Genomic DNA, 25,485 nt, shown 5'->3' on the forward strand with positions numbered 1-25,485 from the left:
CCGGGCGACGCCACCGGTCAACCGTCGCGGCGGCACGCCGGTGAGCAGGGGTTTCAGTGCCACAGCAAGGGGCACTTCAGCGCCCATGCGCACCGACGACGACACTCCCGCGGCGGCCACCATCACCCCCTACCAGGACGGGCCGCTGCTGGTCCGGGGCGACTTCGCCCTGGTCACCCCCGACGGGGAGACGATCGACGCGCGGCGGGGCACGGTGGCCCTCTGCCGCTGCGGGAAGTCGGCGCTCAAGCCGTTCTGCGACGGCACCCACAAGGCCGTCAACTTCCGCGCCGGCACCACCCGCGACACCCCCTGACCACCCCGCCGTTCCCCCGCCCCTGCGCGTCGATCATGCAGTTGTGGTGGGCGGAAAGCAGCGCTGTGCGGCCTTTGCGGGGCACCACAACTGCAATCGACGGCCGTCACCGCCCCGGGGGCGGTGGCAAAGGGCGGGGCGGGGCGGGGTCAGGCTACGGCGGCGGGGAGGTCGGCGGGGCGCGGGCGGTCGCGCAGGTCGATGCGGATCGGTGCGGCGGTGGCGCGCAGGGAGGTGCGGCCGGCGGTCCAGGCGTCCAGCAGGTGCGCGGCGAAGAGCCGGTCCACCGCCAGCGCGGCGGCGGCGCCGAAGAGGACGTCGGGGGCGAGCCCCGGCTCCACCCGGACCAGTCCCCCGCACAGGTCGTGCGCGGCGATCTGCTCGTGCACCGCGTCGGCCTCCACGTGCTCGTCGTAGAAGCGGGTGGCCGGCCCGTCCAGGCCGAGGCGGCGCAGCCCGTTGCCGTAGCGGCGGTTCGGCAGCGAGGAGGTCATCTCGTACGCGGCGAGGTGCCCCAGCAGCGCCCCGCGCAGCCGCCGGTGCAGCCCGAACAGCGACATGAGGTTGTTGGTGGCCAGGGTGACCGCCGGCACGGCGTCCAGGTGGGCGGCGTAGCCGGTGTCCAGGCCCAGCTCGCCCAGGGTGACCCGGAACAGCTCGGCGTGCATCCGGTCCAGCCGCCCGTTGCCGTACTCGTCCATCTGGATCTCCACCAGGGCGGCCTTCGCCGGCCCGCCGAGGCGCGGCAGGGCCCAGCTGTGCGGGTCGGCCTCGCGCAGGTGGTAGATCGAGCGGTGGGTGACGAACTCCCGGAACTGGGCCAGCGACGCCCGGCGTTGCAGGTGGCCGGCGAGCGAGGGCCCGTCGTCGGCGGCGACCACGTCGGCCAGGGCCGCCGGCACCCCGCCGGGCAGCGCCGCCGGCAGGGGCCCGACCAGCGCGCGCACCGCCGCCTCGAAGTGGCGTTCGGCGTACGCGCGCAGCGCGAGCAGGGACGGCTGCCACTCCCAGCCCTCGTCGACGCCCCGCCAGCCGCGGTAGTGCAGCTCGTAGCAGCAGAAGAGGGTGAGCTGCAGGTCCTCGTCGGTGAGCGGGTCGGTCGGGTCGAGCCCGTCGCCGAGCCCCGCCGGGAGGTCGTGCGGCGCCCGCCGCAGCGCGTCCAGCAGCGCCGCCGAGACCGGTCCACGGGGCTGCGGCAGGGGTGCGGGACCGTACCGGCGATCCGGGGACTCGGACAAGGTGACCTCCAACGTCGTACTGCCCGTCCTCAGTGCCCGTCGGGTGGGCTGTTAAACGAGGTCGTCGACCTCCACGGCCACCCCGGCGGCGAGCATCCGGTCGCGCACCCGCCGGGCGGCGTCGCCCTCGGCGAACACCTCGCGCAGGTCCGCGAACGCGGGCTCGGGCGGCGCCAGCCGCACCGCCGGGTCCACCACCGCCTCCAGTACGCAGGGCCGGTCGGCCGCCAGCGCCTCGTCCCAGGCCGCCCCCACCAGCTCCGGGCGGTCGACCCGCACCCCGTGCAGGCCGAGCAGGCGCGCCCAGCCGGCGTACGGCACGTCGGGCCGGCGCAGCGTCGGGTCGGTGGGCGTACGGCCGCCGCCCATGCCGGAGTGGTCCCGGTTGTTGAGCACCAGCACCACCAGGCGGGGATCGCGCCACTCCCGCCAGTGGTGCGCCACGGTGATCAGCTCCGCCAGGCCGTTGAGCTGCATCGCGCCGTCGCCGAGCAGGGCGATCACGGGCTGGTCCGGGGCGGCGAGCTTGGCCGCCACGGCGTACGGCAGGGCGCAGCCCATCGAGCCGAGCGTGCCGCAGAGCTGCGCGGTGACGCCCGGGGGCAGTTCCAGGTGCCGGGCGTACCAGTACATGACCGATCCGACGTCCACCGCCACCGCCCCGCGGCGCGGGACCCGGGTGGAGAGTTCATGCAGCACGAGCTGCGGGTTCACCGGCTCGGCGGGGGCGGCGGCCCGGTCCGCCCGCTCGGCCCGCCACCGGTCCACCGAGCCCTCGACGGTCTCCCGCCACCGGGCGTTCGGCCGGTCGGGCACGCGGGCCAGCAACGCCCGCAGCGTCTCCTGGGCGTCGCCCACCAGCGGCACGTCCACCGGGTAGCGGGTGCCGATCCGACGCCCGTCGATGTCGATCTGCACCGTGCGGGCCTGCCCCGGCATCGGGAAGTAGTCCGTCCACGGGTCGTTCGTGCCGACCAGCAGCAGCGTGTCGCAGCCGCCCATCAGCTCGGCGGCGGCCGGGGTGCCGACCTCGCCGAGCACGCCGGCGTGGAAGGGCAGCCGCTCGTCGAGCACCGGCTTGCCCAGCAGCGAGGCCGCCACCCCGGCGCCGAGCCGGTCGGCGAGGGCGACGATCTCTCCGGCCGCGCCCCGGCCGCCCTGGCCGACCAGGATCGCGGTCCGCCGGCCGTTGGCGAGCAGCTGGGCCGCGGCGTCCAGGTCGGCGTCGTGCGGCAGGACCCGCGCCAGCGGCTCCCCCGGCGTCGCCGAGAGCACCCCGGCCGCGTGCGACTGCAGGTCGGGCACGGCGGCCTCCTGCAACTGGCGCGGCAGCACCACGCAGACCGGGCTGCGGGTGGCGGCGGCGGTGCGGAACGCCTGGTCGAGCAGGGCCGGCACCCCGTCGGGGTCGCGGCCGTAGCGGACGAACTGGTTGCACGCGTCGGCGAACAGCCGGCTCAGCCCGATCTCCTGGTGGGCGGCGCCGAGCGGACCCGAGACGTCCTCGCCGACGATCGCCACCACCGGCTTGCTGTCCAGCTTGGCGTCGTAGAGGCCGTTGAGCAGCTGGACGGCGCTCGGCCCCTGGGTGGCCAGGCAGACCCCGATCCCACCGGTGAACTTGGCGTGCCCGGTGGCCATGTAGGAGGCGGTCTCCTCGTGCCGGGCCGGCACGAACGCCGGGTCCCCGCCCGAGGCGTCCAACGCCTCGACCACCGGGGCGATGGCCTCCCCGGGGTAGCCGAAGACCCGTGGCACCCGCCAGGCGCGCAGTCGCTCGACCACCAGGTCGGCCACCGTACGCTCAGCCATCGCCACGCCCCGGCGTGCCGGCGTCGACGTACCGCAGCACCGCGCCGACGCCGTCGGTCAGCTCCGGCGCCTCGTCCGGGCCCAGCACGGTCAGCTCGGCGTCGGTGCCGACCAGCGCGCGCACGAGGGCGGCGTCGGCGCGGACCTTCTCCGGGTCGCGTACGGACATGGCGGCGAGCTGCCCCGGGTCGGTGGCGATCTCGGTCGGGTCCGGCCCGATCCAGAGTTCCCCGGTGGCGGACGGGTCGTCGACGATGAGCATCGTCTCGACCTGGTTGCGTTGCAGGGCGGACACCACGGCGTCCAGTCCGGCGCCGACGTCCTCCTGCATGCCGAACCGGTCCAGCACGGCGGAGATCCGCTGGTCGGCCACCTCGGCGATGGTCTGCACGGTGAGGTCGTCGAGCAGGCTCTGGTCGGCGCCGCCGCCCCGGGACCCGGCGTCGGTGCGCACCATCAGGTCCTGCCAGCGTTCCGGCATCTGGGCGGCGATCACGCCGGTGGCGCGCACGTCGCCGGCGACCACCACCACCTCTGCGCCGACCTTCTCGGCCAGCTCCACGGTGGCCGCGGTGACGTCGCCCGCGTTGTGGTGCCAGGCCTCCATCGCGGCCCGCTGGTGGTGCGACTGCGACCAGCCGCCGGGCTGCACCCGACGCAGCTGGAAGTCCTCCCGGCCGGTCACGTGGGCGCGGCGCGGCACGCCGCCGGCGCTGATCGCCATGGCGTCGGCGCCGGTGCGGTCGGCCAGCACCCGCACCCACGCCACCTGCTCGCCGCGCTGCGCCAGCATGGGCATCACGTGCGGCAACGAGGTGTACGCGGCCAGGTCCCGCAGCGGCGGGGCGGAGAGGTACTCCGACAGCACCACCCGGCCCCGGGCCCCGAAGACCGCCAGGCCGTAGTCGCCCGGCATCGGGTCGTGTCCCCGCACGACGCGTTCGACGGCGTCGATGGTGTCCACGTCGGCGCGCTGCTGTTGCAGTTGTTGACGCAGGGCCCGCCAGCGCAGATCGAGCGCCGGGTGGGCGTCCTCGGTGTTGGCGGACGCGTCCAGGTACACCGAGACCCACGGTCCCGGCCGGTCGTAGAGCGGGCGCAGGAAGGACAGCTGCATGCTCGACCCCTTTCCAGCTCGGCCCCCCGCTTACCCGCGCCGCTGCGGTTGTCACCTGGCCGCCGCGAGCGCGTGACCGCATTTCATTCATGTCGTTCAACCCGGACGACCGATACCATGAGTGAACGCAACCGGACTCTGGGTGGTGGAAATGGACAGCGACCTGCACATCCGGCGGATCGTCCACCCGACCGACCGGATCGTGACGGGGCGGATCGTCCGGCTGATGGACGGTTACCCGCGCGAGGTGCGCATCGGCCAGCCGGTGCTGGTGGCGGTGCTCGCGGCGGCCGGGGTGGCCGGGCTGCTGATGGCGCTGGCCCGATCCCTGTTCTCCGCCGGCTCCGGCGCCGCCCGTCGGCGGTTCAAGGACCTGAAGAAGGGCCCGGAATACCTGGTGACCCCGGTGCGGCTGCGCGACACGGCCGGGCGGCTCTGCGAGGTCGAGCTGCACGGGCACCTGCCGCAGAGCGCCCTGCACCCCGCCGACCACGTGCAGCTCACACTGCGGCGGCAGGGCGACCCGGACCTGCCGCCGAAGATCGAGCGGATCGTGAACCTGACGACGGGCCAGCTGCTCACCCCGCGCACCGCCACCCTGTGGTCGCACCTCGGGCCGCCGCTGCTGCTCCAGGCGGTGCTGGGCGCGCTGCTGGTCGCCGCCGTGGTGGCCTGGTCCGCGCTGACCTGACGGCAGGCACGGTTTCCGCCGGCGCGCCGGCGGGCACCGTCGCGAGCATGTTCGAGGGATTCACGCTGGAGCGCATCGACGTCGGCGAGGTCCGGCTGCGGGTACGACACGGCGGTTCGGGCCCACCCGTGGTGCTGCTGCACGGGCATCCGCGCACCCACGCGACCTGGCACCGGGTCGCGCCGCTGCTGGCCCGCGAGCACACGGTCATCTGCCCGGACCTGCGCGGCTACGGCGGCTCGTCGAAGCCGCCGAGCGACCCCGGGCACACCGCGTACGCCAAGCGGGCGATGGCCCGCGACGTGGTCGGCCTGCTCGACGCGCTCGGACACGACCGCGCGGCGGTGGTCGGGCACGACCGGGGCTGCTACGTGGCGATGCGCACGGCGCTGGACCACCCGGAGCGGGTCAGCCGGCTGGGCGTGCTCGACGGGGTGCCGATCGGCGAGGCCCTGGCGCGCGCGGACGCGAAGTTCGCGGCCCGCTGGTGGCACTGGTTCTTCCTCGGCCAGTCGGACAAGCCGGCGGAGCGGGTGATCACCGCCGATCCGGACGCCTGGTACGGCGGGTCGCCGGCGAGCATGGGCGAGGAGGCGTACGCCGACTACCGTCGGGCCATCCACGACCCGGCGACGGTGCACGCGATGTGCGAGGACTACCGGGCCGGGCTCGGCCCGGACCGGGCGGCCGACGACGCCGACCGGGCCGCCGGGCGGCGGATCGCCTGCCCGGTGCTGTTCTGCTGGTCGGAGCGCGACGACATGGTCGAGCTGTACGGCGACCCGGCGGCCATCTGGCGGGACTGGGCCGACGACGTGCGGGTGGCCTCGGTCGACTCGGGCCACCACATGGCCGAGGAGGCCCCGGAGCAGCTCGCCGCCGTGCTGGCCGACTTCCTCGCGGGCTGACCGCGCGGCTGCCGGCCGACGCCCCGGCGTGCGGGCGCAGCCGGTCAGCCGACGGGGGTCAGCGGCCGGTCCGGCTCGCCCGCGGCGCGCAGCATCCCGCGCCGGGCGGCCCAGCGCTCGAAGACCAGGGTGGCGAACGGCGGTACGGCGCAGGCCAGGGCCACGAGGGTGGGCCAGAGCCGCCACCGGTGCAGCCGGGCCACCGCGAGGACCAGCAGGCCGTACGCGACGAAGAGCGCGCCGTGGATCGGGCCGAAGATCTTCACGCCGATCTCGTTGCCCGGGGGGCCGTACTTGACCGCCATGCCGATCAGCAGGGCCAGCCAGGAGCAGGCCTCGGCGATCGCCGCCGCCACGAAGAGCCTGGTGATCTTCTCGCGCATCGTCACTCCCCCACCGGTTGCCGCACATGCTAGCCACCCCGCCGGCCCGTTCGGTCGCACGAGCGGTGGAGGCGACGGGGATCACGCGGGCCCGAGGTGGGTACGTACAAGAAGCTTCGGGTCTTCCCCGGCCCGCTCCGGACGTGCGAGGTTAGGGGAACCAACGGTGACAGGGCGGTGACCATGGGCGAGGACGTCGGCGTACGGACCTTCAGTCGCGAGGACCGGGCCCGCTATCGCGAGAAGGTGCGGCGGTGCCTGGACGTCTTCGCCGAGATGCTCCGGGAGTCCCGGTTCGACGTCGAACGGCCGATGACCGGGCTGGAGATCGAGCTGAACCTGGTCGACGACGACTCGATGCCGACCATGCGCAACGCCGACGTGCTGGCCGCCATCGCCGACCCGAGCTTCCAGACGGAGCTGGGCCAGTTCAACGTCGAGATCAACGTGGCGCCGCGTCGGCTGGCCGGCACCGGCACCCTGGAGTTCGAGGAGACCGTACGGGCCAGCCTCAACGCCGCCGAGACCAGGGCGCGCGACGTCGGCGCGCACATGATGATGATCGGCATCCTGCCGACGCTGCGGCCGGAGCACCTGACCGCCGAGACGCTGTCGGCCAACCCGCGCTACGCGCTGCTCAACGAGCAGATCTTCGCCGCCCGCGGCGAGGACCTCCGGATCGCGATCAACGGCGTGGAGCGGCTCGCGGTCACCGCCGACACCATCACCCCGGAGGCGGCCTGCACGAGCACCCAGTTCCACCTCCAGGTCAGCCCGGCCCAGTTCGCCGACTACTGGAACGCCGCGCAGGTGATCGCCGGCATCCAGGTGGCCCTGGGGGCGAACTCGCCGCTGCTCTTCGGCCGGGAGTTGTGGCGGGAGACCCGCATCCCGCTGTTCCAGCAGGCGACCGACACCCGGCCGGAGGAGATCAAGGCCCAGGGCGTACGTCCCCGGGTGTGGTTCGGCGAGCGTTGGATCACCACGGTGTTCGACCTGTTCGAGGAGAACGTGCGCTACTTCCCGGCGCTGCTGCCCGTCTGCGACGCGGAGGACCCGGCCGAGGCCCTGGCCCGGGGGGACGTGCCGAAGCTCGCCGAGCTGCGGCTGCACAACGGCACCGTCTACCGCTGGAACCGCCCCGTGTACGACGTGCTGAAGGGCCGTCCGCACCTGCGGGTGGAGAACCGCGTGCTGCCGGCCGGGCCGACGGTGCTCGACACCGTGGCCAACGGCGCCTTCTACTTCGGTCTCGTCCGGGCGCTCGCCGAGGCCGACCGGCCGCTGTGGTCGCAGATGTCGTTCAGCGCGGCAGAGGAGAACTTCAACGCCTGCGCCCGGCACGGCATCGACGCCCAGGTCTTCTGGCCCGGCCTCGGTTACCTCCCGGTCACCGAGCTGGTGCTGCGCCGGCTGCTGCCGCTGGCCCACCACGGGCTGGACCGGTGGGGAGTGGACCCGGGCGAGCGGGACCGGCTGCTCGGCATCATCGAGCAACGGTGCCTGACCGGGCGCAACGGGGCGAGCTGGCAGGTGGAGACCCTGCACCGGCTGGAGTCCGCCGACCACCTCGACCGGCCGGAGGCGCTGCGCGAGGTGGTGCGGCACTACGTGACGCTGATGCACAGCAACCGGCCGGTCCACGAGTGGCCGATCCCCTGACCCCACCCACCGCACCCCCGCCCCTGCCCCACGCCCGCCCCGCGTCCCAGACCCGCGCGAGGGCGAGACGGGGCAGGCGGGGACGGGGCAGGGCGGGCGGGGATCGCGGGCGTCGAGGCAGTGGTTAGGGTGGCACCCGTGCCGACCGACGACGCGACGATCGACGCCGCCCTCGCCCGCATCCTTCCCCTGCGGGAGCGGCTGCCCTATCCCGGCGTCTGGCTTCCGTCCCCCCGCGCGGAGGCGGCAGTGGTCGTCCTCGCCGAGGACGACGGGCTGTCCCGCCTCGTCGTGGATCCCGCCACGGGCATGGTCGCCCTGGTGGACGACGACGGGTCCGAGCCGGTGAACGCGACAATGGACGCGTTCGCCGCCTGCGCGGAGGCGTTCGTGCAGGCGCAGGCGGTCGCCGCTGCGCTGCCCGGGGACACCGACGACGAACTCGAGGCGGTCGGCGAGCGGCTCACCGCCCGCTTCCGCGAGATCGACGCCGTCTCGGTGGCGCACGAGAACCGCTTCTGGTCGCTGGCCGCCGAGGAACTCGGCTACGGGATGATCTGACCCGACGCCGCGGGTCTCACCCGGCCGCCATCGGTGGGCCCGTACCGTCCGCGCTCAGCGATTCCTCCACGGGTGCGGCGGCGGAATCGTCGTCGAGCACGACCCCGGCGTGGAACACGACACCGCCGAGGACGTCCCGAGCCCCGCGCCAACGGTCAAGCCGCGCCCCGGCGAAGCTGGCGTCGCCGTGGAACGAGGCGCGCCCCTCCGATCCGCCGAGCCGGAAGGCGGCCCCGTCGAAGGTGCTGTCGTCGAAGCGGGTGACACCGTGGAACTGGGCACCGGTGAAGTCCGCGTGACCGATGCGGCAGCCGCTGAGGTCGAGGTCGAGCAGCGTCGCGCCGCAGAGCGACAGGTGGGCGTCCGGCCAGTGCCGTGGCCCCGGCCCGTCGGGGGTGGCGGGCAGCGGGCGCAGCCGCTCGGCGAGCAACCGCTGGGCGTCTCGCCGCAACTGCACCTCTCCGGCCCGGGCCGGGGTCAGGGTGCCGGTCACGTCGAACGCCAGCGGCACCCGCAGGTACGCGCACACGGTGTCGATCACCCGCTGGCGCAGCTCCAGCCTCGCGTCACCGAGTTCGCCGAGGGCCCGCAGTCCCGCACGGCGGACCTCGGGATCCGGATCGGCGAGCTGGCGAGCGTACGGCGCGACGGAGCGGTCCGGTGCCAGTCGGCTCGTGCCGTCCGGCCCGGGCTGCAGCGCCCAGCCGAGGGGCCAGCACACCGGCTCGTCCTCGGCCGCGCCGGTCCACCGGGCACCCGCGAGGTCCACGGCGGTCTGGTCGAGGTGCACAGGCCCGCCGAACCGGGCGTCGCGGAACGTCGCGTCGGCACCGAACCGCGCCTTCCAGAACCAGGCGGGACCGTCGAAGCAGGCCTGCCGGAACGACGCCACCCCGACGAAGCGGGCCCCGTCCCCGCCCTCCTCCCAGCTCTGGTAGTCGCCCATGAGCACCGCGACCGGCCAGTCCGGGTCGTCCTCATTCGGTTCGTCCCACGGCGCGGGATCGACCTCCTCGATCGCGTCCCAGGCCGGGTCGTCCTCCCACAGCTCCTCCTCGCCGCGCCCGAACCAGGCCAGGCCGGCGAAGCCGACCCGCTCGAAGGTCGCCGGGCCCCGGAAACGGGTGCGCCCGAACACGGCGTCGGCGGCGAACCGGGTGCCGTCGAAGCTGGCCGCGCCGTGGAAGACCGCGCGGGCGAAGACCGCGTCGCCAACGAACCGCGCGTCGACGAACGATGTCGGCCCGAAGAACCGGGTGTCGGTGAAGCGAGCCCCGGCCAGTACGCGGCCAGCGAGGTCGACATCCACGAGGGTCGCCCCGGACAGGTCCACCGAGACGTCCGGCCACGACGACATCGCGCCCTCGTCCGCCCCGTCGGCGGGACGCAGCAGCCCCGCGAGCGCCCGCAGCACGGTCCGTCGCGCCTCTGCGTCCGCGCCATCGGAGGCGGGCGGTGTACGCAGGTAGGCGCAAATCGCGTCGGCCGTCTTCTGGCGCAGCGCGGGACCGGCCGAGCCGAGTTCCGCCAACCGCCGCAGGGCGCCCTCGCGCTGCGCGCCCGCCGCCGCCGTCAGCTGCCGGACGGCGACCCGGCACGCCTCGGCGCCCGCCTCCTCCACGGTCACGTGACCCTCCAGACCCGGTGCGGCGGCCGGCCCGCCGTCATTCGCCGCCAGTCGGCCCCAGCGTGCCGCCGCAGGATAGCCGGTGGGTGGCGACATCCCGCGCTGGCGTGACGCGGGAGGCTGCCCCGACCGGGGAGGCTGCCCGCGCCGTGGAGGCTGCCCGCGCACCCGGGAGGTTGCCTGTGAACCTGGCAGCCGCAGCGGCACGCCTCCGGGCTGTCATGGAGACGGTCGATCGACCGGTCTCGGAGTTGACGACACGCTGAACCGGCCGAAGCGGACGGGCAGATTGCGCACGCTGGAAGAAACGGGCCAACGACGGCCATCCCATGATGAAGCACGGACATCGACGCACGTAGCTCGATCGCCTTCCGGCGCAGCCGCCCGGATGGCCGTGCGGTTGGCCGACCACACGGCGACCCGGGCGGTCTCGTCCGCGTCGACCGGTCCCCACCGGTGCCGGTCGCGGAGGCCGTCGCCAGCGTCGACGCGGCACCCCGGTCCCTCCCCGGCGGTCCGTCCCCCATCCAGAGGAGCGCATGTGACGCAGACCCAGAGGTCCCCCCAGCGACCCGACGCGCCCGTCCGGCTCGGCCCCGACACCGCGCGGAGCGGGACGTCCGCGTTCGTCAACGGGCACTTTCCCCGGCGGCGAGGGCTGATCGTCCTCCTCAGCGTCCTCGGTGGGTTCCTGCTGACCGTCATCTGGTCGGCGGAGTTCGTGGACCGGACCATCGGCGACAACGTCGCCAACACGCTGCTCGGCCACGACGCCAAGGAGACGCCCATCCAGGGCATCGCGGCCGGCATCATGTTCGCCTTCGTCTCCGGCATCGCGGGCACGTTCACCGCCTGCAACATCGCCGCGTTCGGCGCCCTGGCCCCGCTGACCGGCACCACGGGCGGCAGGTTCAGCCGGATCGTCGCGCCGCTGAAGCCGCTCGGCTGGATGTCGGTGGGCATGGTGGCGGTGTCGGCCGCCTACGGCGCGGTCGTCGGCCTGGTCGGCACGTCGATGCCGCAGTTCTCCACCGCGCCCAACGCCCCCGGCGGACTGTCGCCGAGGAGCATCCAGTCCATGGTGGTCTTCGGCGTGATCGGGCTCATCATGATCTATCTCGGTCTGGCCGCGCTGGGCGTCGTGCCGGACCCGTTCGCCCGGATCGCCCGACGGTTCCCCAACGCACCGATGGTCTTCATGGGCGCGCTGATCGCCGGCTTCCTGATCGGCCGGCCCTTCGCGTTGTTCCGGCAGATGTTCCGCGACGCCGCCGAGAGCGGCAACCCGCTCTACGGCGCGGCGGCGTTCACGCTGCAGTCCCTCGGCAACATCGTCATCATGGCGGTGCTGTTCCTGCTGCTGGCCTGGCTCGCCGGTTCCCGCCTGCAACGCTGGTTCAGCGCCCGGCCGAGCCGCCTGGCGGTCCTGACCGCGGTCGCGTTCATCGTGGCCGGCGCCTTCACGTTCCTCTACTGGGACGTGCGGCTGCTCGCCCGCCGCGAGATCATCCCCTGGTACCCGACGGCCCCCTGGGCCTGAGCCGCCCCTGACCAGGTCCGGGGACGGCGGCGCCCCGCCGTCCCCGGACCCGAGCCGGCCTCCGGGCCCACCGCTTCCGGCTCAGACCTTGAGGACGACCTTGGTGCACTCGTCCTGCTTCTTCTGGAAGATCTTGTAGCCCTTGGCCGCGTCCTTGAGCCGCATGCGGTGGCTGATGATGAAGCTGGGGTCGATGTCGCCGCGCTGGATGCGGTTGAGCAGCGGACGGGTGTAGCGCTGGACGTGACACTGACCGGTACGCATGATCAACGACCGGTTCATGAACGCGCCCATCGGGAACTTGTCGACGAATCCCCCGTACGCGCCGACCACCGAGACGACGCCGCCGCTGCGACAGGCGAGGATGGCCTGGCGCAGCGCGAACGGCCGTTCCGTCTCGACCCGGGCGGCCTGCTTGGCCCGGTCGTACGCGTAGACGGCGGTGTTGCCGTGGTGCCCCTCCAGGCCGACGGCGTCGATGCAGGCGTCGGGCCCCCGGCCGGCGGTCATCGCGTTCAGCGCGTCGAGCACGTCGGTGTCGTCGTAGTTGATGGTCTCCGCGCCGGTGTGCTCCTCGGCGAGCCGCAGCCGGTACGGGTACCGGTCGATGACGATCACCCGTTCCGCGCCGAGCATCCGGGCGCTGGCGGCGGCGAGCAGCCCCACCGGGCCGGCTCCCCACACGGCGATCACGTCGCCCGGCTTGATGTCGCACATCTCCGCGCCCATGAAGCCGGTGGGCAGCACGTCGGCGAGCATCACGGCCTGGTCGTCGGGCACCTCGTCGGGAACCTTGATCGGGCCGACGTCGGCGAACGGCACCCGGGCGTACTCGGCCTGGCCGCCGGCGTAGCCGCCGAGCAGGTGGGAGTAGCCGAAGATGCCGGCCGGCGAGTGCCCCATGATCTTCTCGGCCACCCCGGCGTTGGGGTTGGAGTTCTCGCAGACCGAGAAGAGCCCGCGCTGACAGGAGGAGCAGTGCCCGCAGGCGATCGGGAACGGCACCACCACCCGGTCGCCGGGGCGCAGGTTGCGTACCTGCGGGCCGACCTCCACCACCTCGCCCATGAACTCGTGGCCGAGGATGTCGCCCTTGCGCATGGCGGGGATGTAGCCGTGGTAGAGGTGCAGGTCGGAACCGCAGATGGCGGTCGTGGTGATCCGCACGATCGCGTCGCGCGCGTTCATGATGGTCGGGTCGGGCACGTCGACGACCTTGACGCTGTCCTTGCCCATCCAGGCGGTGGCCTTCATCGTTCGTCCTCTCGGGTGGCCGGCGGTCAGCGGCGGGCGATGGGCAGCGGCTGGGCGGGACGTTGCATGACCTGCTGGCGTACGGAGATGCCGTCCGGGCTGCCCTCGGAGCGGACCACCTCGCCGGTCTCCACGACCTGCTTGAAGCGGCGCAGGTCGTCGCGGACCTGCTGCTCGGGTTCCTCGCCGAAGAGCTTCGCCACGGCCCGGCCCAGCGCGCCGGCCGGCGGGGCGTAGCGCAGCCGCACCCGGACCTCGGTCCCGCGGTCGCCCGGCGCGGGCACGAACCGGACCCGGCCCGCGTTGGGCACGCGGGTGCCGGGCAGCGACCGCCAGGCGAGCGACCGGTTCGGCTGGTCGTCGACGATCTCCGCGTCCCACTCGACCCGGCGGCCGGCCGGGCCGCGCGCGGTCCAGTGCGACCGGCGCAGGTCGTCGGCGCGTACCGACTCCAGGTGGGACATGAACCGGGGCAGGTTCTCCAGGTCACGCCAGAACCGGTACGCCTCGGCCGGGGACCGGTTCACGGTCACCGCGACCTCCATGTCGATGACCCGTCGGCGCGCGGCCCGGGCCCGTCCGGCACGCACGGCGGCGACCAGGTCGACGGCGGCGATGCCGGCGACGGCGGCGGTGGTGAGGCCGAGCCGCCGACGCCGCTCGCCGCACCGGTCCACCCAGGCCCGCCCGAGCAGGGTGAGGTCCAGCGCGTCGCCGGCCACCCGGGTCCACGCCCAGCCGGCTGGCCGGCGGCCACCGAGCAGGCCCGCCGCGTGGACCAGCTCGCGGGCGCCCACGGCCATGATCACCCCGCCCGCGGCGGGTGAGTCGTCCACGCCGGTCAGCCGGGCCACCGCGCGCGGCGCGAGCAGGCTGCCGGCCCCGAGGGCGAGGCTGACCGCGCCCAGCAGCCGGGGCAGCCCGGCGCCCTGCCCGCGTCGTCCCCGCTGATCCAGCATCATCGGATCGGTCTCGTCCACGTCGCACCACCGTCAGATCGTCCTGACCCGCCCCCGGTCGGCCCGGCGGCGGGAAGCCGCCACGCCTGACGCTATGCCCGAGAATCGCCTAACGAACCCCGAATCGGCACACAACCCGCCCCCGTCATCGCCGGGTCCGCGCCTACCGGTACGACGGCGCCGACGAGCACCGGCTGGGCGCGGGCGGTGCGCGCGCCGCCCGCGATTGAGGGGTATGGCGGTTGATCAATGGCTTATAGCGTGAGTGCCCCATCACCCACCCCAGGAGGGAAGTGATCATGCCCACGGTCACCGTTCGCGTCCTCGGTGCCCTCAGTGCGAGCGTGCTGAGTGCGACTCTCGGCGTCCTGGCGGTCGCCGCGCCCGCCCAGGCCGCCTCCCGCGACGGAGCGTGCAACACCGGCGAGTTCTGTTACTACTACAACAGCGACCACGCGGGCTCAATCTCGGATCACGCCGGCTCGCTGGCCGACTACGGCTCGACCCAGCCGGGCTGCTACGAGTTCAAGGGTGCCGGCGGCGGCAAGGGCCAGTGCATCAAGAACAACGCCGCTTCGGCGTGGAACCGCACCGGCAAGACGGTGCGCGTCTACTACAACACCGGCTACAACGGTTCCCACGCGTACCAGGACTTCGCGCCCGGGGCGAAGAAGAACCTCAACTCCACGCTGAAGAACAACAACGCCTCCCACCAGCTGATCTCCGCCGGGTCCAGCTATCCGGCCAGGGACGACTACCCCTACAAGGGTCAGACCTCCGGCATCGATCCCTGGAACTTCTACAAGGGACAGTGCACCAGCTTCGCGACCTGGGCGGTGCGCAGCCGGGTCGGCGTCGCCTTCCACAACCAGTACAAGGGCCAGGCGCGCTGGGGCAACGCCAAGGAGTGGGTCGCCGCCGCCGGACGCGCCGGCGTGCCGGTGTACAACAGCCCGAAGGCCGGTGACGTCGCGGTCCGCCTGGGCGGCACCTACGGTCACGTCGCGTTCGTGACCCGGGTGAACGCGAACGGCACGTTCGAGATCGACGAGTACAACTACGTATCCGCCGACAGGTACAGCCACCGGACGGTGTCGGTGGGGACCGCCAACAACCAGTTCTCCAAGTTCATCCGGTTCAAGTGACTCCGTATCCCGAAGGGGAGCCTTCCCGCCGGTGACGGAGCACCACCACGCGCAGAGCCCCGGCCGGTGGCCGGGGCTCTGCCGTCACGTGCCTTACGCCGGGGAGAGACCCTCCGCGAAGTCGTAGAGGCTCTTGATGTCGTCGTCGAAGTACGGGCCGTCGAACTGGCCGTTGCCCGGGTTGTCGCCGTGACTCACGACGCTGTTGATGAACCCGAGGCCGTTCTGGTCGTTGTACTCCTGCAACCACGGTCCGCCGCTGGAACCGTAGGTCATGTTGCACCACATCCGGATCTGCTGGCTGCCGGCGTGCCAGGTGCCGCTCTGGCAGAAGTACTGGCTCTCGCCGCCGCCGAGGTTGGACGGGTAGCCGAGGGCGGTCATCAGGGAGATGTTGTAGCCCCAGTTCCAGCGCATGCCGTGGCCGCCGACGGTCTCCACGACCTTCAGGCCCCAGTTACCGCCGTTGTGCATGATGGCGATGGCCATGTCCTCGTCGTAGCTGCTGCTGTTGATCCACGCGGTGCGGGCAGCGAGCTGGTACGCCACGAACGTGCCGAACGGCCGCGCGCCGTCGCGGTACCGCGGCACGAACTGCCAGTTGCTGTACCACTGCCCGCCGGCGCCCTGGTGCACGCAGTGCCCGGCGGTCATGACCAGTCGCGCCTTGCCGCTGGCGACCGCGCTCGCGGAGCAGGAGGCGCCGCCGCCGTTGGGGGTGGTGAAGTAGACCTTGCCGACGACCGCCGACTCGTTGAGCTGGATGCCGACGTCGGCGCCGCTGGCGACGCTCGGTCGCACCGGCGCGACCGAGCCCGCCGGCCCGTCGGGCTTCGGCGCCCGGGTCGTCGACTCGGTGGCCTTCGGCGACTTCGCGAGGTCGAGGTCGACGGCGCTCGCCATCCGCTCCGGCGTCCAGAACCTGGTGACCTCCTGGGCGATCGCCTCGTTGGTGATCGCACGACCGTCACTGGTGCGGGCGACGCTGGTGGTGTTGCCGTTCTTCTCGACCGGGGTCGGCTTCGCCTGGGCCACCGCCGGAGCGGTCAGCACCAGCGCGAGCGCCAGGCTGGCCGATGCCGACCAGCGTAGGGTTGATCTCAACAGTTGCCCCCTTTTCCGGGTACTCCTTTGTGGACCAGCGAAACGTAGCGATCGAAGAGGTTTGATCGCAACGTAATGGAATGACAAGTAGTTGACATTGACTTTTCGGCGACCGAAAAGGTCCGCCGCCGGCGACCCAACAAAGCGCGCCACCTGGAACAGAAGCCTCGAAATAGACTCGCAAATCCCATCGCCGCGAATTCGCACTCTCGATTTGAGGACGCTCGCCGCTGTCAACGGATGGGAATTGCGATTGAATCCCGTCAGTGCGACAGCGGCCGTTCGGGATCACGACTGGAGTTCGAGGTTCAGTCGGCGGTACATCTGGCGCCGATCGCACGGCCGAGGTCGGCGAGCGTGCGCTTGTCGCCCGGTCGGCGCGCAGGAGGGCGCACACGGCGCGCAGCAGGGGCGGTGGGCGTGGGGACGTGCAGCGGCTGCTGAGGAGCGGCGCGTAGTTGATCGAGCAGCACGGCGCGCAGTCGGTCGCCCGAGCACTTTCGCACGCGGCAATCTCGCTCGCCCGGGCAGGGGCGGGCGCGGAAGGGCTGACGCGCATAAGGTCGGCTCGACCGGCAGCCTTCGCGAGGACAGGACTGGACAGCACATGGACCAAGGCACCCGCAACGAGGTGCTCGGCCGCCTGGCTGAGGCGGTCGGGTCCATCACCGTCGCACACCCGACGCGGGTTGCCGTCGACGGGCCGCCCGCCGCCGGCAAGACCACCCTCGCCGACGAACTGGCCGTCATCCTGCGCGACCAGGGCCGCGACGTCATCCGCGCGTCGATCGACGATTTCCTCTTCCCCCGGGCACAGCGCTATCCACGCGGCGAGTACTCGGCCGAAGGCTGCTACTTCGACGCCCACGACTACGACGCGCTGAACCGGGTCCTGCTCGATCCGCTCGGCCCGGGCGGGGATCGACGCTTTCAACACGCGGTCTACGACCGCACGGCGGATGCTGCGCTGTCCCCGCCGGTCACCACTGCCGCCGTCGACGCCGTACTGGTCTTCGACGGCGTCTTCCTCATGCGTCCGGAGCTGATCGACAGGTGGGACCTGCGCGTCTTCGTGTCGACCGCGCCTGAGAAGACCGTGGACCGTGCCGTGACCCGAGAGCGCCGGGCGTCGTCCCGGGCTGAAATCGAACGGCGCTGGCGCGAGCGTTACCTCCCCTCCCAGCAGTTGTACTTCGCTACGGTCCGCCCGACCGATCACGCCGACATCGTCGTGCACAACGACGAGCCTCAGAGGCCGATCTGGGAGACTCGAAGACGCTGACCGCACCCGATTCGGCAAAGGCGCGAGCGCTGGCTACGTCCCCCGGAGGCCATGTAGGGTCGCCAGGATGTAGTTAGGGTGCCGGTCGAGGTCCTTACGGGCGCGGTCGTAGCGCATGGTGGTGCGCGGATCGGCGTGACGGGCGGCGATCCGCACGTCACGCAGGCTGACGCCGGCGTCGAACATCGTCGTCACGAACCTGTGCCGCAGCGGATGTGGGTACATCCTCGGCATCCGGATCCCCGCCGTGGGGGCCAGGTGCTTGAGCCGGAGGGTGGCGGCATGCCGGTCCATCCGAACACCGAGGTATTGCGCAGGATCGGCCCGCGGCAGAAGCGTGCATCTATCTCCCACATCGGCCGCAGGATGATCGTGGTGATCAGCGTGCTCGCATTCGTCTCAACACTCCGGCCCTCGACTCAACCACGGCGTCTGGCACCGCACGAGTCCGGGGAACGTCGCGCTACCCTCCCCAGCATGACGCGTTACCTTGTCGTGCCCGGTCGAGGCGTTCCATTCCCCGACCATTGGTCGCGCAGTTGGGTCAGGGATCACCCGAAGTACCAGTGGGCGCCCGAACCGCCCGGGCCACCGTACGTCGCCGCCGAACGGGTCGCCGCGCTGCACGCTGCCATAAGCGCCGACGATGAGCCGGCGATCCTCGTGGCGCACAGTGCGGGATGCCTGACCGTCGCCGTCTGGGCCAGCCAGCACGTCGGTCCCGTCCGTGCCGCCCTGCTGGTCACGCCACCGTACCTGGATCCGGACTGGACTCCCGACCCTCACGAGACCGTCGATGTCTTCATCGGCCACGTGCCACGCGAGCCACTGCCCTTTCGCTCGATCCTGGTCGCCAGTCACAACGACCCAATTACCACGTTCGAGCAATTCGAAGCGTACGCACGAGACTGGGGCTCGGAACTGTTCGACGCGGGCGCAGTCGGGCACCTGGACTCCAAGACCGGGTTCGGCGCGTGGCCTGACGGCGAGCGCCTGGTCCGATCATTGGCCCAGCCCGCACAGGTGACGTTGGAGTACCAGGCCACCGCGTGATCCCGAGGCGCTGGCGGTCAACACGGAGTTCGAAGGCCACCCGCTAGAGCGCGTCAAGATCACGATCAGTCTCGCTGAGTTCTAGCACCTGATCGAGCGCGCGTTCACACGGTCCCTCGGTGCGAGCCTGGCGTGCCTGAGAAGTTGTTCGACCACCCAGGCTTGTCGGTGCCCGGGAAGGCAACCACAGCGTGAGTCAAGATGTACTCAACGGCGCCACCGGCCAACTGACGGGAACTGCTGACCGCCGGCCCGGCACCCCACCGCCGTACGCGCTCCGGTCGACTGACCGCCGGCCACCGGCGCCCGTCTGTGACCGTGCGGACAGCCGGAAACCGCGTTTCTCCGGTTGGCGTTCGCTGCGTAGGATCTCCGGCGATCAAGGGAGATGAAACGGTGGGCGATTTCCAGCAGTTCGTGACGGATGTGACTTCGCGTCTGTCCACGATGTCCAGGGGTGAGTTGTACGCCGTCGGCGACGGTCTCGACCGGGACTCACTCTGGCTCACCTTTCTCGATTCCTTCCCCGCCGGCACCAATCTGCGGTTCCGTGAGCGATCCGAGTACGACTGCTCGACCTGCCGCGGTTTCATCAAGCACTTCGGCAACGTCGTCGAGATCCACGACGGGCGGGTCCGTACCGTCTGGTCCGGGGTGTCGGCATCCGACCCGGTCTTCTCCGTCGTCGCCGCCGCTCTGGACGAGTTCGTTCTTTCGCTGCCGTTGTCCACCATCTTCCGGTCCACTCAGGCGCAGTACGGGACGAAGACCACCCGAACGCTGCGCGATGGCCGGGTCGAGGTGTGGCACCACCTGCACGGCCGGGTGGAGAAGCGGCATCGCGTCGAGGACGTCGGCGCGGCACAGGGCAACTTTGACGCCGCGGTGCAGGTCTTCCAGCGTGGCCTGGCCGAGCTGACCCGGCACGCTCTGGACACCGTCGTCGACCTCGTCGACGACAACGCCCTCTACCGCGGCGCGGAGCATCGCCGGGCGGTGACCGAGTTTCGCTCGCTGCAGAACCGGTGGACCCAGGCGACCGACCGACGTGCCTTCGTCTTCGCCAACGCCTTGAACCCGGCGGCCCGGTTCCGCAACACGGTGATCGGCACCCTCGTCCAGGATCTCTCCGCGGGCGTCGACCTGGAGCAGGCGGTCCGGTCGTTCGAGGCGAAGGTGGCGCCGCAGAATTACCAGCGCCCCACGGCGTTGATCACCCCGAGCATGGTCAAGGCCGCCATGAGGACCATTGCCGAGCTGGGTATCGAGGAGTCGTTGCAGCGACGGTTCGCCCGGCTGTCCGACGTGTCGGTCACCAACGTGCTGTGGGTCGACAACGACACCCAGGCACGGATGAAGGACGGCATCGAAGGGCTGCTCATGCAGGCGGCCACCACCCGGTCGTCAGGTGCGCTCCTACGCGACGCCAAGCCGGAGGAGATTCCCGTGGTCTCCTTCATGAAGGACATCCTGCCCGGCGCCGCCACCATCGACCTGTGGGTCGCCAACACCCACGAGCCGCACCTCGTCAGCCTCACCACCGGCAGGTGCCCGGCTGCTCCGCGGTTGTTCAAGTGGGACAACGATTTCGGCTGGTCGTACGGCGGCAACGTCACCGACTCGATCAGGGAGAAGGTCAAGCGGGCCGGCGGCAACGTCACCGGCAAGCTGCGGGTGAGCCTGTCCTGGTTCAACCACGACGACCTGGACCTGCACGTGTACGAACCCAACGGCGACCACATCTGGTACCAGGAGAAGCGCAACAAGCTGGACGTCGACATGAACGCCGGCGGGACGCTCTCCCGCGAGCCGGTGGAGAACGTCACCTGGACCGACCGTGTCCCCGACGGTGAGTACCGCATCGAGGTGAACCAGTACCGCAAGCGGGACAGCACCCAGGTCGGCTTCGTGATCGAGACCGAGAGCAACGGGAAGATCGAGCATTACAGCCACGAGCGCGCGGTCGGCCACAAGGAGACCGTCGAGGTGGGCCGGATGACGGTTGCCGGCGGGGTGATCACCGCTTTCCGGCCGGGTAAGGACGTGCAGCCGGGCAGTGCGGGCAAGGAGTTGTGGGGCATTACCACCGAACAGTTCGTACCGGTGTCCACCATCATGTACTCGCCGAACTACTTCGACGACAACGAGGTCGGCAACCGGCACTACTTCTTCATCCTGAAGGGGTGCGTGAACGACCAGCCCACGCGGGGGATCTACAACGAGTTCCTCCGCAGCGACCTGCAACCGCACCGCAAGGTGTTCGAGGTTCTCGGCGACCGCACCAAGTGCGAGCCGTCCCCGGATCAGCTTTCCGGCCTCGGCTTCAGCTCCACGGTCCGCAGCTCTGTGGTCGCCAAGGTGACCATGACCGGCGGCCGGCGCCGCCTCATCAGCATCCAGTTCTGATTCCCTACCCAGATATTCCAGAGAGGCTACCGTGACCATTTTCGAAACGGCCACACGGGAGAAGTTCCGCTATCCGTCGGCCAAGGGACTGCTGACCACTGAACAGCTGTGGGAGCTTCCGCTGACCGCCAAGTCCGGCTTCAGCCTCGATGATGTGGCCAAGGCGGTCAACGCCGAGCTCAAGGCCGTCGACACCGAGTCGTTCGTGGCCACCGAGGCCAATCCCGCCAAGGCAACCTTGGAGACCAAGCTGGAGGTCGTCAAGCACGTCATCGCCGTCCGCCTCACGGAGGACCAGGCGGCAAAGGCGGCGGCGGCCAAGAAGCTGGAGAAGGAGAAGCTGCTGGCGGTCCTGGCCCGCAAGCAGGACGCGGTCCTGGAAAACCTGACCGAGGCAGACCTACTGGCCCGAATCAACAACCTGTAGCCCGCCGACAATCAGCGTCTGCCAGCAGACCCGCACATCGCCGAGAAGTACGGTCGCCAGGCAAGACCTGTGCGGCCAGGCCGGCGCTCACGGCCACTTCTCGGCGAACTCACATCGACACAACAGCGACCGCGACGCCCTCTCATCGACAGAGGCGGATACCCCATCGGGTCTATACCCGCCCGCCGGTTCCGTCTCGAACGGCTGCCGCACCAACCCGCTGCGACTCCGGTGGTGGCGCCACCCGCACTGACGCGCAGGCGGGGCCACGTGCGACGGCCGGCCCTCAGCCGGTCGTGGCACCCACCCCTGCCGCGCACCGCCCGCCAGGCATCGGCTAGGAACGTGACATGCCCCGCTACCTGCTCTTTCCCGGCCGCCACCACCTGCTGACCCGCTTCCAGGCCGCGTACCTCCGCCAGCTCGCGGCGCAGGGCGACGCCCCGCTCGCCGACGGTGACGGCGCGACCGGAGGCGAGGACGCCGGCGGGGCGACCGTGGTGTGGGCGGTCACCTCGGCCAACCACGAGAACACCCGGCGCAACCCGGTCCCGTACCACCGGCGGGAGGCGGCGATCGAGCGGTTCAGCGTGCTCGCCGGGCTCCGGTCCGTGGTGGTACCGGTCTTCGACACCGTACCGACGGACAGGTTCGCCGAGGTGACCCTCAAGACCGTCGCGGCGTCCACCGGGTTGGAGCTGACCCCGGCGGACACGGTGGTCGCCTGCTCGACGCCGGAGGTCGCCGCGATGTACGAGCGGCTCGGTTTCCGGATCGCCGGCGTGGAGGCCGATGTCGAGCCGACACCGGTCCGGCCGTGGGACGTCCTGCTGCGGCTGGCGGACGACGACCCGTCGTGGCGTGAGCTCGCCCACCCGGCGACCGTCGACGTGTACCGCCGCTACCGGCTCGACGAGCTGGTCCGTTCGGTGGTGAACGACCCGGTGGTCGGCGACGAGGGCGGACTGACCGCCACCCGCGACTACCGGACGTACGCCGAGGCGTTCAGCGACGCCGCACAGCGCAAGTGGGACGCGGTGCGCGAGCACGTGCGGCCGGGGCGGATCGTCGACGTCGGCTGTGGCGCGGGCGCGGTGCTGGAGCTGGCCGACCGGGAGCCGGCCCTGCGGGAGAGCGACCTGATCGGCGTCGAGGTGGCCCGGCACCTGTTCGAGGAGTGCGTCCACAAGAAGGCGCAGGGCGTGTTCAGCAACCCGAACGTCTTCTTCTACCGGCGCAACGTTCTCGGCGGGGCGGTGTTCGCGCCGCGCTCGGTGGACACCACGATGACCTTCGCGCTGACCCACGAGATCTGGTCGTACGGCGAGCGGATGGCCTCGCTGCGCCGGTTCGTGCAGGCCCTCTACGACCACACCGTGCCCGGCGGGGTGTGGATCAACAGTGACGTGTGCGGGCCGGACGGTCAGGACCGGACGGTGCACCTGCGGCTGGCGACGACGGACGGCGTCAACCCGCCCGGGCCGCGTACCGACCTGGCGGCCGGGCCGCCCGGTGAGGTGGCGGCGTACGTCGGGGCGCTGTCGACCCGGGCCCGGCTGGACCAGTTCGCGGTCGACTACCGGTTCCCGTTCGCGTACCGCCCGGTGGACGGGGCGGACGGCGTGGTCGAGCTGACCCTCGGCGCGGCGATGGACTTCCTCACCCGCAAGGACTACACCGACAACTGGCTGTCGGAGACCCAGGAACAGTTCTGTGGCCTGGAGTACGCCGACTGGAAGTCGTTGCTCACCGACGTCGGCTTCGAGATCGACGCCGCGAGCGGAACGTCCCGCAACGACTGGATCGTCACCAACCGTCTCGCCCCGGTGGCCGCCCTCAGCACCCCGGCCGGCGAGCCGCTGGACTGGCCGGTCACCCACGTGCGCCTGGTCGCCCGCCGCCCGGTCAACACCTGACGCCCCCGGGTGACCGGACACGCGGCCGGTGCCGTCACCGGAGCCGGGGCCCGCACCGCCACCACTCCGGCACGCCTCCACCGAGCCATCGTCATGATCCCGGCGGGGGCACTAGTCTGGGCGGCAAGGTGTTCGACCGCGGCGCCTCGTCCTCGGAAGGTGGAAACGTGGACCTGGAGAGGACCCGGCTGTTCGGTGTCGGGGAGTCGTACGCGTTCGTCACGGGGACGGGTCAGCGAGGCGCGGTCATCGTGCACTTCGACGGCCGGCGCGACGTCGTGCTCTACGACCCCGCCGACCCCGAAGCCGTCCAGCACACGTTGACGCTGGAGAGCACGGAGGCGCGGACGATCGCCGACCTGCTCGGCCTTCCGCTGGTCATGGACAACCTGACGGAGTTGGTCCCGCCCCTGGAGGGCGTCGAGACCGTACGCATGCCGATCCCCGCCCGGTCGCCGTATCTCGGGCGCGACCTCGGTGACACGCGCGCACGGACCCGCACCGGCGCGTCGATCGTCGCGGTGGTCCGCGACGGTCGCGTGATCCCGTCGCCGGGTCCCGACCTCACCCTCCAGTCCGGTGACTCGCTGGTGGCCGTCGGCGACGGCGCCAGCCTCGTCGCGATCCGCGAGCTTCTCACCAACGGCTGAGCCGTCACCGCCGGCGGCATGCCGGTCGTCCGTCGAACGGAAGTGCCCGGCCGGTCAGCGGATCAGGCCCACCAGCGTCGCCAGGCGCGCCACGCCGGCCGGCGCCGGCTGGGCCCGGACGACCTCCGCGACGACCGTACGCGCCAACGGCCGGCACCGGACCTCGGCGGGCGCGACGCCGTCCGCGTCGACGAGCGCCCGCCCCGCCCCGGGCAGGTCGCCGACCTGGAGGTACGCCCGCGCGGCGTCCACCAGGTAGGCGGCCCGGTGCTCGGCCGGCAGCCGCCGCCACGCCTGCCCCCGTACCGCCTGCTCGTGCCGGCGCACCGCCTCCCCGGCGTCCCCCCGCTCGAGAGCCGCCACCACCCGGGCCGCCTCGACGGCGCCCGGCCCGAAGCCGGTCCGGTGCGGGTCGTCCCCGGTGAGCCGCGCCGTCAGCTCGGCGGCCCGCTCGAGAAGCTCCTCGGTCCGGTGGGCGTCGCCGCAGCCGGCGGCGGCCAGCGCGGCCTGGATCAGCAGCGTCCCGTGCACCGCCTCCGACGTGGGCGCGACGCGACGCGCGGCGGCCAGCGTCGCCACCAGCGCCAGCCGGTCGCGACCCAGCGCGCGCAGCGCCTGACCGACCGACACGGCCGCCGCCCCGGCCAGCGCCGCGTCGCCGCCGGCCACGGCCACCGCCCGGTCGGCGGCGAGCCACCCGAGGTCGGCCTCGCCGAGCTTCACCAGCACCGACGAGGTGATCCGGTACGCCTGCACCAGCAGCCCCGGTTCCTGCGCCCGCACGCCCTGCGCGGCGTGCAGCAGCCTCGGCAGCAGCCGCACCACCTGGGCGTAGTGCGCGTGCTGGTAGGTCAGCCAGGCGTGCGCGACGTGCCGACCCGTCTCCGCCACGGACGCCGTCGCCCGGTGCTCGTCGTAGCGGGCGAGGGCGGCCCGGATCCCGTCGATCCCGTCCACCGGGCTGGCCCCGACCGGCGGCGGGCGGTGCTCGCCGAGCAGCACCAGCGGGTCGACCCGCAGCACCCGGGCGATCTCCTGGATCACCGGGTACCGGTCCAGCGGACGTACGCCCCGCTCGGTCTTGTCCACCCAGCTCTTCGACCTGCCGAGCCGGTCGGCGAGCATCTGCTGCGTCATCCGCCGCCGCGCCCGCCAGCGGGCGACGCGGCGACCGATCGGCTCGTCAACGCTGGTCACGCCGCCACCGCCGGTCCGGCACCGCCCGGGTGGTCTCCTCCACCGGTACGCGCTCCGCCTCGGCCTGGTCCAGGAGACGTCGCTTGGCCGCCTCCCGCTCCGCCGCCTCGACCTGCTCGCCCCGGCTCGCCGACCCGCTTCCCTGATCGTCCACTCTGCCTCCGCTGGCGCAGCGGCGACATCTCATCGCCGTGCCCGAACTCCGAGAGGCGGTCGCCCCTCAGAGCGGACACTAGA

General features: G+C 72.0%; 24 protein-coding genes. 13 read left to right on the plus strand and 11 right to left on the minus strand.

Going from position 1 to position 25,485, the window contains the following annotated elements; translation table 11 throughout:
• Positions 1-85: 85 nt before the first annotated feature.
• A complete protein-coding gene (locus AB0883_RS19130) occupies positions 86-316 on the plus strand; it encodes a CDGSH iron-sulfur domain-containing protein (RefSeq protein WP_366642488.1) in 231 nt (76 codons plus the stop codon).
• Positions 317-465: 149 nt separating this feature from the next.
• Here AB0883_RS19130 and AB0883_RS19135 read toward each other — a convergent pair whose 3' ends face one another.
• From AB0883_RS19135 to AB0883_RS19145, 3 genes are read right to left on the minus strand one after another with little or no spacing between them, the layout of a single operon-like run.
• The gene (locus AB0883_RS19135) at positions 466-1,554 is read right to left on the minus strand and encodes an iron-containing redox enzyme family protein (RefSeq protein WP_366642489.1); all 1,089 of its coding nucleotides are present in this window, start codon (positions 1,552-1,554) and stop codon (positions 466-468) included.
• Between the two features lie 51 nt (positions 1,555-1,605).
• On the minus strand, positions 1,606-3,366 hold the full coding sequence (locus tag AB0883_RS19140) for a thiamine pyrophosphate-binding protein (RefSeq protein WP_366642490.1): 1,761 nt from the start codon (positions 3,364-3,366) through the stop codon (positions 1,606-1,608).
• Positions 3,359-4,483: a Vms1/Ankzf1 family peptidyl-tRNA hydrolase gene (locus AB0883_RS19145; RefSeq protein ID WP_366642491.1), complete on the minus strand. Its 1,125-nt coding sequence runs from the start codon at positions 4,481-4,483 to the stop codon at positions 3,359-3,361. Before AB0883_RS19145 ends, AB0883_RS19140 begins: the two co-directional genes overlap by 8 nt.
• A gap of 142 nt (positions 4,484-4,625) precedes the next feature.
• Between AB0883_RS19145 and AB0883_RS19150 the strand changes: the two genes are divergently transcribed.
• Together AB0883_RS19150 and AB0883_RS19155 are read left to right on the plus strand one after the other, a co-directional pair.
• Entirely contained in the window at positions 4,626-5,174 is a 549-nt protein-coding gene (locus AB0883_RS19150) for a hypothetical protein (RefSeq protein WP_366642660.1), read from the plus strand.
• A 47-nt stretch (positions 5,175-5,221) separates the two neighbouring features.
• Positions 5,222-6,082, plus strand: a complete 861-nt coding sequence (locus AB0883_RS19155) for an alpha/beta hydrolase (RefSeq protein ID WP_366642493.1) — start codon at positions 5,222-5,224, stop codon at positions 6,080-6,082.
• A gap of 44 nt (positions 6,083-6,126) precedes the next feature.
• Here the strand turns inward: AB0883_RS19155 and AB0883_RS19160 are convergent, their stop codons facing one another.
• The gene (locus AB0883_RS19160; protein ID WP_366642494.1) at positions 6,127-6,465 is read right to left on the minus strand and encodes a DUF3817 domain-containing protein; all 339 of its coding nucleotides are present in this window, start codon (positions 6,463-6,465) and stop codon (positions 6,127-6,129) included.
• A 183-nt stretch (positions 6,466-6,648) separates the two neighbouring features.
• Here AB0883_RS19160 and AB0883_RS19165 point away from each other — a divergent pair, with 183 nt between their 5' ends.
• Both AB0883_RS19165 and AB0883_RS19170 read left to right on the plus strand, forming a co-directional pair.
• The gene (locus AB0883_RS19165; RefSeq protein ID WP_366642661.1) at positions 6,649-8,127 is read left to right on the plus strand and encodes a glutamate--cysteine ligase; all 1,479 of its coding nucleotides are present in this window, start codon (positions 6,649-6,651) and stop codon (positions 8,125-8,127) included.
• Between the two features lie 138 nt (positions 8,128-8,265).
• Positions 8,266-8,688: an SUKH-4 family immunity protein gene (locus AB0883_RS19170; protein WP_366642496.1), complete on the plus strand. Its 423-nt coding sequence runs from the start codon at positions 8,266-8,268 to the stop codon at positions 8,686-8,688.
• 16 nt (positions 8,689-8,704) lie between these two features.
• Here the strand turns inward: AB0883_RS19170 and AB0883_RS19175 are convergent, their stop codons facing one another.
• On the minus strand, positions 8,705-10,315 hold the full coding sequence (locus tag AB0883_RS19175) for a pentapeptide repeat-containing protein (protein WP_366642497.1): 1,611 nt from the start codon (positions 10,313-10,315) through the stop codon (positions 8,705-8,707).
• Positions 10,316-10,856: 541 nt separating this feature from the next.
• Between AB0883_RS19175 and AB0883_RS19180 the strand changes: the two genes are divergently transcribed.
• Positions 10,857-11,855 carry a hypothetical protein gene (locus tag AB0883_RS19180; protein WP_366642498.1) on the plus strand — a complete coding sequence of 333 codons (999 nt, stop codon included), beginning with the start codon at positions 10,857-10,859 and terminating at the stop codon, positions 11,853-11,855.
• An 81-nt stretch (positions 11,856-11,936) separates the two neighbouring features.
• On the opposite strand, the gene AB0883_RS19185 is transcribed toward AB0883_RS19180, so the two are convergent.
• Positions 11,937-13,109 (minus strand): zinc-dependent alcohol dehydrogenase, encoded by a 1,173-nt coding sequence (locus AB0883_RS19185; RefSeq protein ID WP_366642499.1) that lies wholly within the window; start codon positions 13,107-13,109, stop codon positions 11,937-11,939.
• A 26-nt stretch (positions 13,110-13,135) separates the two neighbouring features.
• Positions 13,136-14,089: an SRPBCC family protein gene (locus AB0883_RS19190; protein ID WP_366642501.1), complete on the minus strand. Its 954-nt coding sequence runs from the start codon at positions 14,087-14,089 to the stop codon at positions 13,136-13,138.
• 323 nt (positions 14,090-14,412) lie between these two features.
• Here AB0883_RS19190 and AB0883_RS19195 point away from each other — a divergent pair, with 323 nt between their 5' ends.
• Complete coding sequence (locus AB0883_RS19195) at positions 14,413-15,213, plus strand: CHAP domain-containing protein (RefSeq protein WP_366642502.1); 801 nt, start codon at positions 14,413-14,415, stop codon at positions 15,211-15,213.
• 93 nt (positions 15,214-15,306) lie between these two features.
• Here AB0883_RS19195 and AB0883_RS19200 read toward each other — a convergent pair whose 3' ends face one another.
• Positions 15,307-16,317: a hypothetical protein gene (locus tag AB0883_RS19200; RefSeq protein WP_366642503.1), complete on the minus strand. Its 1,011-nt coding sequence runs from the start codon at positions 16,315-16,317 to the stop codon at positions 15,307-15,309.
• Positions 16,318-16,924: 607 nt separating this feature from the next.
• Here AB0883_RS19200 and AB0883_RS19205 point away from each other — a divergent pair.
• Positions 16,925-17,599 carry a uridylate kinase gene (locus AB0883_RS19205; RefSeq protein ID WP_366642504.1) on the plus strand — a complete coding sequence of 225 codons (675 nt, stop codon included), beginning with the start codon at positions 16,925-16,927 and terminating at the stop codon, positions 17,597-17,599.
• Positions 17,600-17,632: 33 nt separating this feature from the next.
• Here AB0883_RS19205 and AB0883_RS19210 read toward each other — a convergent pair whose 3' ends face one another.
• Positions 17,633-17,893 carry a tyrosine-type recombinase/integrase gene (locus tag AB0883_RS19210; RefSeq protein WP_366642505.1) on the minus strand — a complete coding sequence of 87 codons (261 nt, stop codon included), beginning with the start codon at positions 17,891-17,893 and terminating at the stop codon, positions 17,633-17,635.
• Positions 17,894-18,076: 183 nt separating this feature from the next.
• Between AB0883_RS19210 and AB0883_RS19215 the strand changes: the two genes are divergently transcribed.
• The 5 genes from AB0883_RS19215 to AB0883_RS19235 all read left to right on the plus strand — a co-directional run bounded on the left by AB0883_RS19215 (position 18,077) and on the right by AB0883_RS19235 (position 24,051).
• The gene (locus AB0883_RS19215; protein ID WP_366642506.1) at positions 18,077-18,652 is read left to right on the plus strand and encodes an alpha/beta hydrolase; all 576 of its coding nucleotides are present in this window, start codon (positions 18,077-18,079) and stop codon (positions 18,650-18,652) included.
• A 396-nt stretch (positions 18,653-19,048) separates the two neighbouring features.
• Positions 19,049-21,058, plus strand: a complete 2,010-nt coding sequence (locus AB0883_RS19220; protein ID WP_366642507.1) for a hypothetical protein — start codon at positions 19,049-19,051, stop codon at positions 21,056-21,058.
• Between the two features lie 31 nt (positions 21,059-21,089).
• Positions 21,090-21,485: a hypothetical protein gene (locus tag AB0883_RS19225; RefSeq protein ID WP_366642508.1), complete on the plus strand. Its 396-nt coding sequence runs from the start codon at positions 21,090-21,092 to the stop codon at positions 21,483-21,485.
• A gap of 350 nt (positions 21,486-21,835) precedes the next feature.
• Positions 21,836-23,401 (plus strand): class I SAM-dependent methyltransferase, encoded by a 1,566-nt coding sequence (locus AB0883_RS19230; RefSeq protein WP_366642509.1) that lies wholly within the window; start codon positions 21,836-21,838, stop codon positions 23,399-23,401.
• 167 nt (positions 23,402-23,568) lie between these two features.
• The gene (locus AB0883_RS19235; protein ID WP_366642510.1) at positions 23,569-24,051 is read left to right on the plus strand and encodes a TrkA C-terminal domain-containing protein; all 483 of its coding nucleotides are present in this window, start codon (positions 23,569-23,571) and stop codon (positions 24,049-24,051) included.
• A 54-nt stretch (positions 24,052-24,105) separates the two neighbouring features.
• Here AB0883_RS19235 and AB0883_RS19240 read toward each other — a convergent pair whose 3' ends face one another.
• Positions 24,106-25,248 carry a helix-turn-helix domain-containing protein gene (locus tag AB0883_RS19240; protein ID WP_366642511.1) on the minus strand — a complete coding sequence of 381 codons (1,143 nt, stop codon included), beginning with the start codon at positions 25,246-25,248 and terminating at the stop codon, positions 24,106-24,108.
• Positions 25,235-25,402: a hypothetical protein gene (locus AB0883_RS19245; RefSeq protein ID WP_366642512.1), complete on the minus strand. Its 168-nt coding sequence runs from the start codon at positions 25,400-25,402 to the stop codon at positions 25,235-25,237. The genes AB0883_RS19240 and AB0883_RS19245 overlap by 14 nt, the downstream gene beginning before the upstream one ends.
• Between the last annotated feature and the right edge of the window lie 83 nt (positions 25,403-25,485).

The organism is Micromonospora sp. NPDC047812, assembly GCF_040704175.1.
Lineage (GTDB): Bacteria > Actinomycetota > Actinomycetes > Mycobacteriales > Micromonosporaceae > Micromonospora.